This is a genomic window from Cupriavidus sp. MEYA8 (assembly GCF_059278825.1).
In genome coordinates this window covers 2,437,330-2,452,345 of the sequence record NZ_CM181221.1, presented here as the reverse complement: position 1 = coordinate 2,452,345, position 15,016 = coordinate 2,437,330, and the positions used below count along the sequence as shown (strand labels likewise).

The 15,016-nt window shown below is 67.3% G+C and carries 12 protein-coding genes; 6 read left to right on the top strand and 6 right to left on the bottom strand.

Annotated elements, in window-relative coordinates:
• Positions 1-73: 73 nt before the first annotated feature.
• Positions 74-397 (bottom strand): ferredoxin FdxA, encoded by a 324-nt coding sequence (fdxA, locus tag AC5WJ1_RS11370; RefSeq protein ID WP_133095510.1) that lies wholly within the window; start codon positions 395-397, stop codon positions 74-76.
• 306 nt (positions 398-703) lie between these two features.
• On the opposite strand from fdxA, the gene AC5WJ1_RS11365 reads away from it, so the two are divergent.
• From AC5WJ1_RS11365 to AC5WJ1_RS11340, 6 genes are all read left to right on the top strand, one after another.
• Positions 704-1,243, top strand: a complete 540-nt coding sequence (locus tag AC5WJ1_RS11365) for a hypothetical protein (protein WP_135705574.1) — start codon at positions 704-706, stop codon at positions 1,241-1,243.
• 78 nt (positions 1,244-1,321) lie between these two features.
• Positions 1,322-2,491, top strand: coding sequence for a nicotinate phosphoribosyltransferase (gene pncB, locus AC5WJ1_RS11360; RefSeq protein ID WP_135705573.1), 1,170 nt, complete (start codon positions 1,322-1,324; stop codon positions 2,489-2,491).
• 81 nt (positions 2,492-2,572) lie between these two features.
• Positions 2,573-3,259: a LutC/YkgG family protein gene (locus AC5WJ1_RS11355; RefSeq protein WP_133095513.1), complete on the top strand. Its 687-nt coding sequence runs from the start codon at positions 2,573-2,575 to the stop codon at positions 3,257-3,259.
• Positions 3,260-3,436: 177 nt separating this feature from the next.
• Positions 3,437-4,873, top strand: a complete 1,437-nt coding sequence (locus tag AC5WJ1_RS11350; protein ID WP_133095514.1) for a sodium:proton antiporter — start codon at positions 3,437-3,439, stop codon at positions 4,871-4,873.
• Between the two features lie 4 nt (positions 4,874-4,877).
• Positions 4,878-5,873, top strand: coding sequence for a 2-hydroxyacid dehydrogenase (locus AC5WJ1_RS11345; RefSeq protein WP_133095515.1), 996 nt, complete (start codon positions 4,878-4,880; stop codon positions 5,871-5,873).
• A 37-nt stretch (positions 5,874-5,910) separates the two neighbouring features.
• Positions 5,911-7,407 (top strand): DNA recombination protein RmuC, encoded by a 1,497-nt coding sequence (locus tag AC5WJ1_RS11340; protein WP_135705572.1) that lies wholly within the window; start codon positions 5,911-5,913, stop codon positions 7,405-7,407.
• 77 nt (positions 7,408-7,484) lie between these two features.
• Here AC5WJ1_RS11340 and AC5WJ1_RS11335 read toward each other — a convergent pair whose 3' ends face one another.
• The 5 genes from AC5WJ1_RS11335 to AC5WJ1_RS11315 all read right to left on the bottom strand — a co-directional run bounded on the left by AC5WJ1_RS11335 (position 7,485) and on the right by AC5WJ1_RS11315 (position 14,384).
• The gene (locus tag AC5WJ1_RS11335; RefSeq protein ID WP_029046288.1) at positions 7,485-7,766 is read right to left on the bottom strand and encodes a hypothetical protein; all 282 of its coding nucleotides are present in this window, start codon (positions 7,764-7,766) and stop codon (positions 7,485-7,487) included.
• Between the two features lie 206 nt (positions 7,767-7,972).
• Complete coding sequence (moeA, locus tag AC5WJ1_RS11330; RefSeq protein WP_434033537.1) at positions 7,973-9,268, bottom strand: molybdopterin molybdotransferase MoeA; 1,296 nt, start codon at positions 9,266-9,268, stop codon at positions 7,973-7,975.
• Positions 9,269-9,297: 29 nt separating this feature from the next.
• Positions 9,298-9,897 carry a molybdenum cofactor guanylyltransferase MobA gene (gene mobA / locus AC5WJ1_RS11325; RefSeq protein ID WP_133095518.1) on the bottom strand — a complete coding sequence of 200 codons (600 nt, stop codon included), beginning with the start codon at positions 9,895-9,897 and terminating at the stop codon, positions 9,298-9,300.
• Between the two features lie 18 nt (positions 9,898-9,915).
• Positions 9,916-11,040, bottom strand: a complete 1,125-nt coding sequence (gene moaA, locus AC5WJ1_RS11320; RefSeq protein WP_195432111.1) for a GTP 3',8-cyclase MoaA — start codon at positions 11,038-11,040, stop codon at positions 9,916-9,918.
• Positions 11,041-11,258: 218 nt separating this feature from the next.
• Entirely contained in the window at positions 11,259-14,384 is a 3,126-nt protein-coding gene (locus tag AC5WJ1_RS11315; protein WP_494476085.1) for an Rne/Rng family ribonuclease, read from the bottom strand.
• Positions 14,385-15,016 lie beyond the last annotated feature (632 nt).

Sequence of the window (15,016 nt, the reverse complement as noted above, 5' to 3'; positions counted from 1 at the left end):
CGTTGGTTGGGCACGCGGGTGCCCGGCATTGCGGAAAGCGCGTGGGGACGGCCTTCTTTGCAGCCTGGCGCGCTCAGCGCTCCAGGTACTGCAGCTTGTCGGTGGTGTCCTTCCAGTCCTCGGCCTCGGCCAGCGGGGCCTTGGTCTTGGTGATGGAAGGCCAGGCGCGCGCCAGTTCGGCGTTCAGTTCAATGAACTGCTGCTGGTCGCCCGGCACGTCTTCCTCGGCGTAAATGGCGTTCACCGGGCACTCGGCCACGCATACGGCGCAGTCGATGCACTCATCCGGGTCGATGGCCAGGAAGTTCGGGCCTTCGCGGAAACAATCCACCGGACATACGTCAACGCAGTCTGTATAGCGGCAACGGATGCAGGATTCGGTGACAACGTGAGTCATTTCGGTTCCAGGAAAACGGGTCGGCTTTTAATGGGAAACTGTTGGGCCGCTTCTTGCCGGCGGACGCCTCCATCTGCCTTGGCGGGCAGGTATGGCGGGACGAGCGCCGGCCGTGGCCTTTCGGGAACCGGTATTGTAGCCGAGCCTTCTGGCAAGGATAGCGGGTCTATATAGCTGGATCAGATAGTTTTCTTATTTCTTTATGTACTTTTGATCCAAGACATGGCGGCCCGCTGGCGTGCTTGCGCAACCGCAGGCATGATGAGGCCGCCTGAGTGCCACATGCCTCCACGCCGGGAGATTCGTATGCCACGCCAGCTTCGTGATTGCCGCCGCGCCGCCTTGCTATCCCTGCTTGTGATGCTGGCGGCATTTCCGGCGATGACACCGACCGCCGCTGCGCAAGCCCTGGTCCAGCCGGGCATGGCGGACAGCGTGGTGTCCCGGCTGGTGGCATGGCGCGCGCGATCGGAGGCGCCGGTTGCCTTGCCCGCATTGACCGGCTTCGACTGGGACTACTTCACCGTGACCGATTCCCCCGCGGGCGATGCCATCGCCCATTGCGGCCGTGCCGGCCTGATGCCTTGCGGACCCGAGTTGAACCCGAAACCGGGGGACCGGATGCAGGTGCTGCGCTTCGAGCGCGCGGGCGCGGCGGTCTACACCGAGCGCATCCTTGCCGAGGACGGCGCCTTTGCCGAGCCGCTGCCGCAACGCGTGCCGCGCAGTGCCGCCACGCTGGTGTCGTGCCCCGGGAGCGACGGCCGCGCGCTGTGGTGCCTGCAGGGCAGGACGGCCGGCAAGCCGGTCCTGCGCGCGCCGCAGCCGTTCCTCGACGGCGCTTGAACGCCTGTCAGCGCCCCGGACGCGTGCCGTCTCGGTTAGCATGTCAGCCTGACCCGGCACATCGCCTTCTGGCTAGCCATGATTATCCAGTCTCTGCTCGACACCGACCTGTACAAGTTCACGATGATGCAGGTGGTCCTGCACCAGTTTCCGCAGGCGCAGGTCGAATATCGCTTCAAGTGCCGCAACGCCGGCGTCGACCTGACGCCGTATATCGACGAGATCCGTGCCGAGATCGCGCACCTGTGCCAGTTGCGCTTTACCGATGACGAACTCGCCTACCTGCGCGGCCTGCGCTTCATCAAGAGCGATTTCATCGACTTCCTCGGCCTGTTCCACCTGAACGAGAAGTACGTGTCGGTGCGCGAGGCGCCGCAGGGCAACGGCGAGATCGAGATCTCGATCATCGGCCCCTGGCTTCATACCATCCTGTTCGAAGTGCCGGTGCTGGCGATCGTCAACGAGGTCTACTTCCGTCGCACCCAGCCGCGGCCTGACCTGGCCGTCGGGCGCAGCCGGCTGGAGAACAAGCTGGCGCTGCTGCAGCCGCCGGAATTAGCCGATTGCGTCATCGCCGACTATGGCACGCGCCGGCGCTTCTCGCGCGACTGGCAGGAAGAGGTGCTGCTGACCATGCGGCGCGAGCTCGGTTCGCAGCTGGCCGGCACCAGCAACGTCCATTTCGCCCGCCTGCATAACATGGTGCCGCTCGGCACGATGGCGCACGAATACCTGCAGGCCTGCCAGGCGCTGGGGCCGCGCCTGCGCGATTCGCAGGTGTACGCGCTCGAACGCTGGGCGCGCGAGTACCGTGGCGACCTTGGCATCGCGCTGTCAGATACCTATGGCTTCGATGCCTTCCTGCGCGACTTCGACCTGTACTTCTGCAAGCTGTTCGACGGCGTGCGCCATGATTCGGGCGACCCGATCGTTTGGGGCGAGCGCATGGTGGCGCATTACGCCGCCAACCGCGTCGACCCGCGCACCAAGACGCTGATCTTCAGCGACAGCCTGGACGTGCCGCGCGTGATCGAGCTGTTCCAGCGCTTCCACGGCCGCTGCCGGCTGGCCTTCGGCGTCGGCACCAACCTGACCAACGATCTCGGCTACACGCCGCTGCAGATCGTGATCAAGATGGTGCGCTGCAATGGCCAGCCCGTGGCCAAGCTGTCGGACACGCCGGAAAAGACCATGTGCGACGATGTCGGCTACCTGTCCTACCTGCGGCAGGTGTTCTCGGCGCAGTAGGCATTGCGGGATTCCGGTGCGCCGTGCCATGCCGCGGCAACTATAATCGGCGCATCCTTGCCAACCGCACTGCCAGGCCCTATGGAAACCAACGACGCCCGCGACCGCATCTTTGCCCGCATCCGTGCCGCACAGGGCAGGCCGCGCCAGCCCACGCAGGGCGAACGCGCCGCGGTGGCCGATTACCTCGCGCGCCATCCGCAAGGCCCGCGCCCGATGCCGGCCGCCGATCTCGTCGAAGCCTTCGTGCAGCAGGCCCAGCGCATGGCGTCTACGGTCGATCGTGTCGCCACCATGGACGAAGTGCCGGCGGCAGCGCGACGTTATCTGGACAGCCTGAACCTGGTGCAGCGCGCCGTGGCATGGGATGCGCTGGGCACGCTGCCATGGCAGGCCGCCGGCATCGCGGTCGAATGCCGGCCGCCGCTGCGCGAGGTCGAGGCCGACCGCGACCATGGCGACCTGGTCGGCATCACCGGCTGCTTCTGTGCGATCGCCGAGACCGGCTCGCTGATGCTGCTATCGGGGCCGGCGACTTTCGCCTCCGCGGCGCTGCTGCCGGAAACGCATATCGCGGTGGTGCCGCGCTCGCGCGTGGTCGCCGGTCTGGAAGACGCCTTTGCGCTGGTGCGCAGCGAACGCGGCGAGCTGCCGCGCGCGACCAATATCATCAGCGGCCCGTCGCGCACCGGTGATATCGAACAGACCATCGTGCTGGGCGCGCATGGCCCGTATCGCGTGCATGTGATCGTGGTCGAGCAGGCTTGATCCATGGGGCAGAACGGACATAAGAATCGCCTGTAAACGCGCAGCAAACGCGCGACGCAGCACGATCGCGCGAGGAGTCTGGATTACACTTGCAGGCTTGCCGTGCGAGCCCGCACGCCGTTCGTTGCGGGGGCTCGATGCACCATGAACGCTGCATTCCCGAGGAGATCCTGCCTGATGCGACGTGCTTTCGTACCGTTGCCGATGCTGACCATGCTGGCAGCTGTCTTTGCTGTCTTCCCTGTGGCCGCGCATGCCGCGGACATAGAGGGGGCCGCACTGTCGCCGCTATGGGGCCTGCCGTTTGCCGGCATCCTGCTGTCAGTCGCGCTGTGGCCTCTGCTTGCGCCCAAGTTCTGGCACCACCACTATGGCAAGATCTCCGCGGGCTGGGGGCTGCTGTTCCTGCTGCCGTTCGCCGCGGTGTTCGGCACGCATGCGGCCGCCGCCAGCGCGGTGCATGCGCTGCTCGCCGAGTACATCCCCTTCATCTCGCTGATCGCTTCGCTCTATATCGTCGCGGGCGGCATCTGCGTGCGCGGCAACCTGCACGGGACACCGCGGCTCAATACGGGCATCCTGGCGCTGGGTACCCTGCTGGCAAGCTTCATGGGGACTACCGGCGCGGCCATGCTGCTGATCCGTCCGTTGCTGCGCGCCAATGACAACCGCCGGCATGTGGCGCACGTGGTCGTGTTCTTTATCTTCCTGGTGGCAAATGCCGGCGGCTCGCTGACGCCGCTGGGCGATCCGCCGCTGTTCCTTGGCTTCCTGAAGGGCGTGGACTTCTTCTGGACCATGCGCAACATCTACCTGGAGACGTTGTTTATCTGCGCGGTGCTGCTGGTGGTGTTCTACCTGGTCGACCGCCATTACTACCGCAACAAGGAGGAAGAACTGCCGCAGCGGAACGATCCCACGCCGGACTCCCACGGCATCACGATCGACGGCAAGATCAACTTCGTGCTGCTGCTGGCCCTGATCGGCCTGGTGCTGATGAGCGGGCTGTGGCAGCCGGCCATCTCGTTCAACGTCTTCGGCACCGACGTGCCGCTGCAGGCGGCGGTGCGCGATGCGCTGCTGATCGTGGTGGCGGTGGTGTCGCTGCTGGTCACGCCGCACACCGCGCGCGCGGGCAACGAGTTCAACTGGGAGCCGATCCTGGAGGTCGGCAAGCTGTTCGCAGGGATCTTCCTGACCATCATCCCGGTGATCGCCATGCTCAAGTCCGGCACAGACGGCGCCTTTGCCGGCGTAATTCGCGCGGTCAGCGACGGCAACGGGCAGCCGGTCGACAGCATGTATTTCTGGGCGACCGGGCTGCTGTCGTCGTTCCTGGACAATGCGCCGACCTACCTGGTGTTCTTCAACACCGCCGGCGGCGATGCCGCCACGCTGATGACGCGCGACGCCTCGACTCTGGCCGCGATTTCCGCCGGCGCGGTGTTCATGGGCGCCAATACCTATATCGGCAACGCGCCCAACCTGATGGTCAAGGCCATTGCCGAGAACCGCGGCGTGCGCATGCCGAGCTTCTTCGGCTACATGCTGTACTCGGGCATTTTCCTGATGCCGCTGTTCGTCATCATGACCTTCCTCTTCTTCCATGTGTGATGCCATGAAGCCGTCCGTCCTTGTCACCCGCGCCATCTATCCCGAAGTGATCGACCGCCTGGCGCAGTATTTCGATGTCGACGACAACCAGCAGGACGCGGTGCTTGATGCCGCCGCGCTGAAGGCCCGGCTGGCCGGCAAGGCCGGCGTGCTGGCCAACGCCGCCGACCGCATCGACGCGGACCTGGTTGCCGCGCTGCCGTCGCTGCGCGCGGTGTGCAACATGGCCGTCGGCTACAACAACCTCGACGTGCCGGCACTGACCGCCGCGGGCATCGTCGCCACCAACACGCCCGACGTGCTGACCGAGACCACCGCCGACTTCGGCTGGGCGCTGCTGATGGCCACCGCGCGCCGCGTCACCGAGTCCGAGCACTACCTGCGCGCCGGCAAGTGGCAGCGCTGGAGCTACGACATGCTCGTCGGCATGGATTTATACGGCAGCACGCTCGGCATCCTTGGCATGGGCCGCATCGGCCAGGCGCTGGCGCGCCGTGCCAGCGGGTTTGGCATGAGCGTGCTGTACCACAACCGCAGCCAGCTGCCGGCGGACACCGAGCGCACGCTCAACGCCCGCTATGTCAGCAAGGAGGAACTGTTGCGCCAATCCGACCACCTGCTGCTGGTGCTGCCTTATGGCCCGCAGAGCCACCATGCCATCGGCGCCGCCGAGCTGGCGCTGATGAAGCCGACGGCGACGCTGGTCAACCTCGCGCGCGGCGGCATCGTCGACGACGCAGCGCTGGCGCAGGCGCTGCGCGACAAGCGCATCTTCGGCGCCGGGCTGGATGTGTTCGAGGGCGAGCCCAGTGTCCATCCGGACCTGCTGACGGTGCCCAACGTCGTGCTGACGCCGCATATCGCCAGCGCCTCGGAAAAGACCCGCCGCGCCATGGCGACGCTGGCCGCCGACAACCTGATCGCCGCGCTCGACCAGGGCCCGCAGGCCGGCCATCCGCCCACCGTGATCAACCCTGAAGTCATGCCGGGCCGCCGCTGAGGCGCGCCCGCTTGTCCGTCGCTTAACCTGTTGCTGCATGTCCTTGATTCCGTACCTGACGCTGGCCGTGGCGCTGCTCGCGGTCGTCCTGCTGGTGATCGTGCTGTTGCGCCAGCAGGCCGCCTCGCCCGGCGCCGAACTGGCCCGCCAGCTTGCCGAATTACGCGTCGAAGGGGCGCGCGGCATGGAGCGCGTGGAGCGTGAGGTCCGTACCGATGTAGCCGAGGCCGCGCGCGGCAACCGCGACGAGTCGGCCCAGCAGATGCTGCGCTTCCAGCAGGCGCTGTCGTCGCAGCTGACCGGCATTGCCACGCTGCAGAACAACCAGATCGACACCTTCGCGCAGCAGCTCGCCAAGCTGACCGGGTCCAACACGCAGCAGCTCGAGCACGTACGCCAGCACCTGATGCTGCAAGGCCAGCAGGCGCGCGACGAACAGGCGGGAGCGCTGCGCCGCTTCGGCGACGGCCTGCAGCAGCAGCTGGCGCAGATGTCCGAAGCCAACGAGCGCCGCCTGGCGGAGGTGCGCGCCACGCTGGAGCAGAAGCTGCGCGACATCGAGGCCAATAACGCGGCCAAGCTGGAGGAGATGCGCCGTACCGTCGACGAGAAACTGCATGCGACGCTGGAGCAGCGCCTGGGCGAGTCGTTCCGGCTGGTCTCGGATCGCCTCGAGCAGGTGCATCGCGGGCTGGGCGAAATGCAGGCGCTGGCGCAGGGCGTGGGCGACCTGAAGAAGGTGCTGACCAACGTGAAGTCGCGCGGCACCTGGGGCGAAGTCCAGCTTGAGATGCTGCTGGAGCAGATGCTGACGCCGGACCAGTACGGCAAGAACGTCGAAACGGTGCGCAACTCTGGCGCGCGGGTGGAATTTGCCATTCGTCTGCCCGGCAAGGCCGCGGGCGGCGATGGCGACGGCGGCACGCCGGTGTGGCTACCGGTCGATGCCAAGTTTCCCAAGGAACAGTACGAGCGGCTGGTCGATGCGCAGGAGCGCGGTGACCCGGACGGCGTCATCGCCTTCGGCCGCGAACTGGAAGTTGCCTTGCGCCGAGAGGCGCAGACCATTGCCGAAAAATACCTGGCGCCGCCACAGACTACCGATTTCGCAATCCTGTTCCTGCCGACCGAAGGGCTGTATGCCGAAGTGTTGCGGCGACCAGGCCTGACCGACCTGCTGCAGCGCGACTATCGCGTTACCGTGGCGGGCCCGACCACGCTGACCGCGCTGCTGAACAGCTTGCAGATGGGCTTCCGCACGCTGGCGCTAGAGAAGCGCTCGAGCGAAGTGTGGGAGGTGCTGGGCGCGGTCAAGACCGAGTTCGGCAAGTTCGGCGACGTGCTGGCCAAGACCCGCGACACGCTCGAGCGCGCGGCGCGCAATATCGAGCAGGCCGAGGTGCGCACGCGCCAGATGGCGCGCAAGCTGCGGACGGTGGAAGCGCTGCCGGGCGATGCCGCGCAGCAGTTGCTGGGACTGAACGGGGTGGAGACGGTGGAGGCGGCGCAGACGCCGGATGACAGCGGCGGTTGAGCGCCTGCCGGTGCAGGGAACGCCCGCAACGCGGGCGAGGCGGCCGGCAGCCCGCCGGCCCGTGCATCAGCGAAGGTTCAGCGGTCGTCTTCGGGCGCCAGCTCGCGCACGTGGACTTCGATGCCGCCAAAGCGGGCAGCCACCCAGTTGTAAGCCTTGCACGCCAGCCACAGCAGGCCGAAGCCGATCAGCGCATTCAGGATGATCGCGCTGAAGACCGTGATCGCAGGCAGGTCGCCGTAGCGGATAAAGGTAACGAACAGCCCCAGCGAGACGATCGGCAGGGAGAAGCACAGGTAGACCAGCACCAGCGCGCGGGCGGTCTTCACGGGGTGGAGGTAAGCGATCTCCTGATTCATGACTGGGGATAACTTGATTGTTGCTGAAGCGTGCGCCAAGTGTAGCGACTGCCCGACCCCAAGCATAGTCCGCTGCCCACGGCAAGGCTGAAAGCCAAGCGCCGGACGCGTCACGGCGGCAAATGTGCAGCACAAATACGACACATTGCCGCCGCAGCGATGCGGCCGACCTTCTTGCCATGCTCAGATCAACCTCCGAGCAACCCTCAGATCAGCCCGTCGAACAGCATGACCTCGACCGGATCGCCGGCCTTGACCGAGTCATGCTCGTGGCCGAGCACGATAAAGCAGTTGGCTTCGCTCATCGAGCGCAGCACGCCTGAGCCCTGCTGGCCGGTGATGCGCACTTCCCACTGCCCGTCAGCCGCCCGGCCCAGGATACCGCGCTGGTATTCGGTGCGGCCGGGCTTCTTGCGGATCGCCTGCGCGCTGCGCACTTGCAGCAGCGGCAGCGGCGGCACGCTGGCACCCATCAATCGGTGCAGCGCCGACCGCACGAAGTGGTAGAAGGTGACCATCACCGCGACGGGGTTGCCCGGAAGGCCGAACAGCAGCGCCGAATCGCAGCCCTCGCTGCTGCCAATACGCCCGAACGCCATTGGCCGGCCCGGGCGCATGGCGATCTTCCAGAAGGTGACATCCCCCAGGCGTGCCATGATCTGCTTGGTGTAGTCGGCCTCGCCGACCGAGACGCCGCCCGAGGTGATGACCGCGTCGGCGCTTTCGCAGGCAGTGCGGAAAGCCGTTTCCAGCGCCTCGGGGTCGTCGCGCACCACGCCCATGTCGAGCAGTTCGACGTTCATCCGGCGCAGCATGCCGTGCAGCGTATAGCGGTTCGAGTCGTAGACGCAGCCAGCGTCCAGCGGTTCGCCGATCGAGCGCAGTTCATCGCCGGTGGAGAAGAAGGCCACGCGCAGCCTCCGGCGCACGCGCACTTCGGCAATGCCCAGCGAGGCCAGCAGGCCCAGGTCGGCGGGCTGGACGATGCGGCCGGCCGGCAGCGCGGCCTGGCCGCGGGCCAGGTCTTCGCCGCGCAGGCGGCGGTTGTCGCCGGCGCGCACGCAGTCGGCGGCAAAGCGGATGCGGGCGCCGTCGGCCACCATTTCGACGAATTCCTGCGGCACCACCGTGTCGCAGCCGGCCGGCATTACCGCGCCGGTCATGATACGTACCGCCTGCACGGCCGTGGGCGCGAGCGCACCGGCGCCGCCGGCGAAGGCGCTGCCGATCACTTCAAGCTCGACCATGTCAGTCTGCGCGGCGGCGAGCGCTTCGCTGCAGAAGGCGTAGCCATCCATGGCCGAATTGTCATGGGCCGGCACGTCGATGGTCGAGACGATGTCCTCGGCCAGCACGCGGTCGAGCGCGCTGCGGATCGGCAGCTGTTCGATGCCGCGCACCGGCTCCACCACCTCGCCGATGATGCGGTTGGCCTGGTCCACCGGCAGCGCGGTGGGATCGTAGTCGGACAGGCAGGAAATGACGGATTGCAGGGAAGGCATGGTGGCTCGGCGGCGGGTGATTGCGGCGACTAGCGGCTTTCGTGCGTGCGCAGTTCGTCCAGCGTGTTGATATTGGCGAAGGCCGCGGCGTCGTCGAACATCACCTCGGCCAGCCGGTGCGAGGCGGCCCAGGTCTCGATCTTGCGGCCGCCGCCGGAAAGATACGCGACCAGGCTGTCCAGCGCGCTGACCGGCATCAGGCAGAACACGGGTTGGGTCTGGCGCTTGCCGGTTTCATCCAGCGTCACCGGGATCGCCAGTTCCGCGCCCTCGGACTCGATGGCCTGCGCCAGCCGCGCCACGAGGTCGGTGGGGAGAAAAGGCGAGTCGCATGGCGCCGTCACCATCCAGGATGTGCCGCACTGTTCCAGTCCCGCAAGCATGCCGGCCAGCGGCCCGGCGAAATCGGGCACGGTGTCGGTGTAGACCGGCACGCCGAACGATTCATAGGCAGCCAGGTTGCGGTTGGCGTTGATGATCAGGCCGCCGACCTGCGGGCCAAGGCGCATCATCGTATGCATCGCCATGGGCGTTCCGTGCAGCGGCTGCAGCCCCTTGTCGGTGCCGCCCATGCGGCTGCCCCTGCCGCCTGCGAGAATCAGGCCGGTGATGTCGTCGCGTGCAATCATGAAGGTGCGGCGGCGGGTTCAGCCGCCGATATAGGACATCTCGATCTTGCGCTCGGCGCGTGCCTGGCGCACCGCCGGGTCGCCGCGCTGCTCGGAATAGTTGTCGGTGCGCCCCTGCCATACCTGCGCGATCGCGTTCGAGATCTCCAGGTCGCTGTAGCCGCCGCGCAGCAGCGCGCGCAGGTCATAGCCCTCGGTGGCGAACAGGCACAGGTAGAGCCGGCCCTCGGTGGACAGCCGGATGCGGCTGCAATCGCCGCAGAACGCATGGGTAACGCTGGAGATCACGCCGATTTCACCGCTGCCGTCGCGATAGCGCCAGCGTTCGGCGGTCTCGCCGCTGTAGTTGGCCTGCACGGGTTCCAGCGGGAACTCGGCATCGATGCGGCGCACGACCTCGGCCGAGGGCAGCACCTCGTCCATCTGCCAGTGGTTGCTGGCGCCGACATCCATGAATTCGATATAGCGGACGATGATGCCGCTGTGGCGGAAATGGCGCGCCATCGGCACGATTTCCTGGTCGTTGGTGCCGCGCTTGACCACCATATTGACCTTGATCGGCGCCAGTCCAACGGCCTGCGCGGTCTCGATGCCGTGCAGCACGTCGGCGACGGCGAAGTCGACGTCGTTCATGCGGCGGAAGGTGGCGTCGTCGATCGCGTCGAGGCTGACGCTGACGCGCGTCAGGCCGGCGTCGCGCAGCGAGCGCGCCTTGCGCGCCAGCAGCGAGGCATTGGTGGTCAGCGTCAGGTCGAGTGGCTTGCCGGAGACGGTCTCGATCTTTGCCAGCATCTCGACCAGGTGCTCGATATTCTTGCGCAGCAGTGGCTCGCCGCCGGTCAGGCGGATCTTCTCGACGCCGTGCGCGACGAACAGGCGCGCGGTGCGCTCGATCTCTTCAAAGCTGAGCAGTTCTGAGTGCGGCAGGAAGGTGTAGTCCTTATCGAACACTTCCTTCGGCATGCAGTAGACGCAGCGGAAGTTGCAGCGGTCTGTCACCGAGATGCGCAGGTCATGCAGCGGCCGGCCGCGGGTATCGGCCACCAGGCCGGAGGGCGGTTCCAGCTTGCCGGGGATGCGCGGCGTCATCGAGTGGTAGCGATGGTCGCGCAGGTCGAAGATCGGAATGACGGATTCGGTCATGGCCTGTGGGTGGGCGCTGCTGCTCCGGCGAGTGGCCTGCCAAGGCCGGGCCGGGGGACTTCGGAAGCCCGGATGCATTTGCTGCCATTCTAGCCGAGTGGGCGCCCGGGGAGCCGCATTCCCGCGAATCTCGGGGATTTGGCGCGCATGAAAAAGGGACAGCCAAGGCTGTCCCCTCTGCAGCGAACGCGGGTGCCAGCGGCGGCACCCGGGCAGGCTTACTGCTGCGACGCCATGTCCACTTCGCGACGGCTGGTTTCGACCAGGATCATCGGACCCTGAGGCAGTGGCGGCAGCGGTTTGCGCTCGCGCGGCACGCGCGGCGCCGGCACGATGCGTGCAGCCGCTTCCTGGGCGGAGCGCAGCTTGTCGGCATCGGTGTGGACCCACTGCAGGCCGGCGCCGGCGAGCATCGGCTCGAGGCTTTCCATCGCGACCGGCGCGGCGGCCGGTTCCGCGGCGGGCGCGGCCACGGCAGGGGCGGGTTCCACGGCTGCGGCCACGACCGGCTCGGCCACGGCTTCGGCGGCGATCGCCTCGGTCACGGCTGCGGCGGCTTCCGCTTGCGCGGCCACGGCGGCCGGGGCGGGTTCGGCCACGGGTTCGGCCACGGGTGCGGCTACCGGGGCCGGTGCCGCTGCCGGTTCAGTGGCGGGGGCAGGGGTCACGCCTTCCGGCACGGCGATGCGGATCGCTTCGACGCTTTCCGCCGCGGCAACAGCAACAGCTGCCTGCGGTGCCGGCTCGGCTTGCGGTGCGGCCTGGGAAGCGGCTTGCGGAGCCGCCTCGGCGGCCTCGGCGGTCACCGGAGCGATGCCTTCGGCGGTCTCGGCAGCGCCTTCCTGAGCGGCTTCGCCTTCACCTTGCGTGCCCTGGCCGGCTTCGTCGCGCTCGCGGCGATAGCGGTTGCGGCCACGACGGTTACGGCGGCGGCGCTCTTCGCCCTCGGCGGTTTCGGCGAATCCTTCGGCACCTTCCGGCAGTTCGGCGCGCACGGCTGGCACTTCGTCCGCGGCGGCCTGCGGCAGCACGCCCAGCGCCTGGGCGGCGGCTACGGCTTCCGGCTGCGGCGCTTCGCCGGCTTCGGTTTCACGCAGGTCGCTGCGCTCGCGCTGGCGATCGCGCTGACGCTCGCGGCGTTCCTGGCCGCGTTCCTGGCCACGTTCGCGGCGGCCTTCCTGGCGGGCTTCGGCGCGCTCGCCCTGGGCACGTTCGCCCTGGGCGCCTTCAGCCTGGCGGGCGACGGCCGGAGTGGCCTGGCCTTCCTGCTGGCGCGGCTGGCGGCCCTGGCGCTCGCCACGGCCTTCGCGTTGTTCGCCGCGCTCGCCTTGCTGGCGCTCGCCACGCTCGGCACGCTCACCGCGCTCTGCACGCTGACCGCGAGGCTGGCGGTCACCGCGTTCCTGGCGCTCGCCACGTTCGCCGCGCTCGGCACGTTCGGTACGTTCACCGCGCTCGCCACGTTCGGCCCGCTCGCCGCGCTGGCCACGGCCTTCGCCGCGCTGGCCGCGCTCGCGGCGGCCTTCGCCACCGCGGCTTTCGGCGGCCGCCACCGGCTTGGCCGGCTCAACCACCGGCGCAGGCGCCGGGCGCGCGCCGAACAGGCCCTTCAGCCAGGCGATGAAGCCGCCGGCTTCCACCGGCTTGGTGGCAGGGACGGGCGGAGCTGCCGGGGCGGCTTCCGGACGCGGGGCGCGCTCCGGACGCGGCACGGAAACCGGAGCCGGCTGTTCCGGCGTGATCCCCTTGACCGCCGCTTCCTGGCGCGGCTTGGCTTCTTCCTTGCGGCGGCTGCTGTAGCTGGTGTCGGCTTCCAGCTCCTTGGCCGCAGCCTCAGCCATCTTGTAGCTGGCGGTGCTGTCTTCCAGGCGCGGGTCGTCGTGGCGCAGGCGCTCCAGCTTGTAGTGCGGCGTTTCCAGGTGCTTGTTCGGGATCAGCAGCACGTTGACCTTGAAGCGCAGCTCGATCAGGTTGATTTCCTGGCGCTTCTCGTTCAGCAGGAAGGCGGCAACCTCCACCGGCACCTGGCAGTGGATGGCGGCGGTGTTTTCCTTCATCGCCTCTTCCTGGATGATGCGCAGGACCTGCAAGGCGGACGATTCGGTATCGCGGATGTGGCCCGTGCCGTTGCAGCGCGGGCAAGTGATGTGCGAGCCCTCCGACAGCGACGGGCGCAGGCGCTGGCGCGACAGCTCCATCAGGCCGAAGCGGCTGATCTTGCCCATCTGCACGCGCGCGCGGTCGTGGCGCAGCGCGTCCTTCAGGCGCGTTTCCACGTCCTTCTGGGCCTTGCCCGATTCCATGTCGATGAAGTCGATCACGATCAGGCCGCCCAGGTCGCGCAGGCGCAGCTGGCGGGCGATTTCGTCAGCGGCCTCGAGGTTGGTGCGCAGCGCGGTTTCCTCGATGTCGGCGCCCTTGGTGGCGCGGGCCGAGTTCACGTCCACGGACACCAGTGCCTCGGTGTGGTCGATCACGATGGCGCCGCCGGACGGCAGCATGACCATGCGCGAGTAGGCCGACTCGATCTGGTGCTCGATCTGGAAACGCGAGAAGAGGGGCACGTCGTCCCGGTACTTCTTCACGCGGTTCATGTTGTCAGGCATCACCACGCTCATGAAGGCGCGGGCCTGTTCGTAGATCTCGTCGGTATCGATCAGGATCTCGCCGATATCCGGCTGGAAGTAATCGCGGATGGCGCGGATGACCAGGCTCGATTCCAGGTAAATCAGCAGCGGGGCCTTGTTGTCGCCGGCGGCGCCATCGATGGCCTTCCACAGCTGCAGAAGGTAGTTCAGGTCCCACTGCAGTTCCTCGGCCGAGCGGCCGATGCCCGCGGTCCGGGCGATGATGCTCATGCCTTCCGGCACGGTCAGCTGCGCCATGGTCTCGCGCAGCTCCTGGCGGTCTTCGCCCTCGATGCGGCGCGACACACCGCCGCCGCGCGGGTTGTTCGGCATCAGCACCAGGTAGCGGCCGGCCAGCGAGATAAAGGTGGTCAGGGCCGCGCCCTTGTTGCCGCGCTCTTCCTTCTCGACCTGGACGATCAGTTCCTGGCCTTCATGCAGGGCATCCTGGATGCGTGCGTTGCGCACGTCGATGCCTTCCTTGAAGAAGGCGCGGGCAACTTCCTTGAACGGCAGGAAGCCGTGGCGCTCTTCGCCGTAGTTGACGAAGCAGGCTTCCAGCGAGGGTTCAATGCGGGTGATGACACCCTTGTAGATATTGCCCTTGCGCTGTTCGCGCCCGGCAGTCTCGATGTCGATGTCGATCAGTTTCTGACCGTCGACGATGGCGACGCGCAATTCCTCCTGTTGCGTCGCGTTGAACAGCATGCGTTTCATCGCAATACCTCACTCCGGTGCCGCGGTTGCACCGTCTGGGCGGTGTCCGCGGCGATTCATGGAGCACGCGAGGGAGCGAGCGAAGGCGCGAGAATTGCCGGAAAGCGCCGTTTCGCGCAAAGGCGAGCGGCTGGGCGCGGGTGAAAGAGAGGCGATGACGTCGGGGTAACGTCCGTGGGGCGGGAGAGGGCGCCGGCGGCTGCTCTGGCAGACACTGGCGCGTTCCCGTTCCGGAGGCGATGCATTTCGCCGGCATGACCGGCACCGGCGCGGCGCCGGCGGCATCGCGGCCGGGCCGCGGAAGGCCTAGACGCGTCAAAGAGCAAATTTTTCGGACACGGCAAGGCTGCCGATGCTGCCTGACATCTCCTGGCGGGCGCACCTACTACTTCTTGGAGTTCTGCGACCGGGCGCCGGTATTTCCAGTCAGGCGGCAGGCTGGCCTGCCGGCCGGCACCGTTTCCCGGTGCAGGCGGGACTTCTCTCACCGAAGCGGATGCCGGCAGGGGCATCCACTCTTAAATTCTGTTTTACCTGAACACTCTGTTCCCACGTCATCGTTTGCTGCGCCGAAGCCTCCTATGGGCGACTTCCTGCGTGCCGGCGATATCGTGCGTGCTGCTATTACCGCC

Bases quoted from the DNA above. Each gene is read 5' to 3' on its own strand.
- fdxA (WP_133095510.1), bottom strand. From the start codon at position 397: ATGACTCACGTTGTCACCGAATCCTGCATCCGTTGCCGCTATACAGAC.
- AC5WJ1_RS11365 (WP_135705574.1), top strand. From the start codon at position 704: ATGCCACGCCAGCTTCGTGATTGCCGCCGCGCCGCCTTGCTATCCCTG.
- pncB (WP_135705573.1), top strand. From the start codon at position 1,322: ATGATTATCCAGTCTCTGCTCGACACCGACCTGTACAAGTTCACGATG.
- AC5WJ1_RS11355 (WP_133095513.1), top strand. From the start codon at position 2,573: ATGGAAACCAACGACGCCCGCGACCGCATCTTTGCCCGCATCCGTGCC.
- AC5WJ1_RS11350 (WP_133095514.1), top strand. From the start codon at position 3,437: ATGCGACGTGCTTTCGTACCGTTGCCGATGCTGACCATGCTGGCAGCT.
- AC5WJ1_RS11345 (WP_133095515.1), top strand. From the start codon at position 4,878: ATGAAGCCGTCCGTCCTTGTCACCCGCGCCATCTATCCCGAAGTGATC.
- AC5WJ1_RS11340 (WP_135705572.1), top strand. From the start codon at position 5,911: ATGTCCTTGATTCCGTACCTGACGCTGGCCGTGGCGCTGCTCGCGGTC.
- AC5WJ1_RS11335 (WP_029046288.1), bottom strand. From the start codon at position 7,766: ATGAATCAGGAGATCGCTTACCTCCACCCCGTGAAGACCGCCCGCGCG.
- moeA (WP_434033537.1), bottom strand. From the start codon at position 9,268: ATGCCTTCCCTGCAATCCGTCATTTCCTGCCTGTCCGACTACGATCCC.
- mobA (WP_133095518.1), bottom strand. From the start codon at position 9,897: ATGATTGCACGCGACGACATCACCGGCCTGATTCTCGCAGGCGGCAGG.
- moaA (WP_195432111.1), bottom strand. From the start codon at position 11,040: ATGACCGAATCCGTCATTCCGATCTTCGACCTGCGCGACCATCGCTAC.
- AC5WJ1_RS11315 (WP_494476085.1), bottom strand. From the start codon at position 14,384: ATGAAACGCATGCTGTTCAACGCGACGCAACAGGAGGAATTGCGCGTC.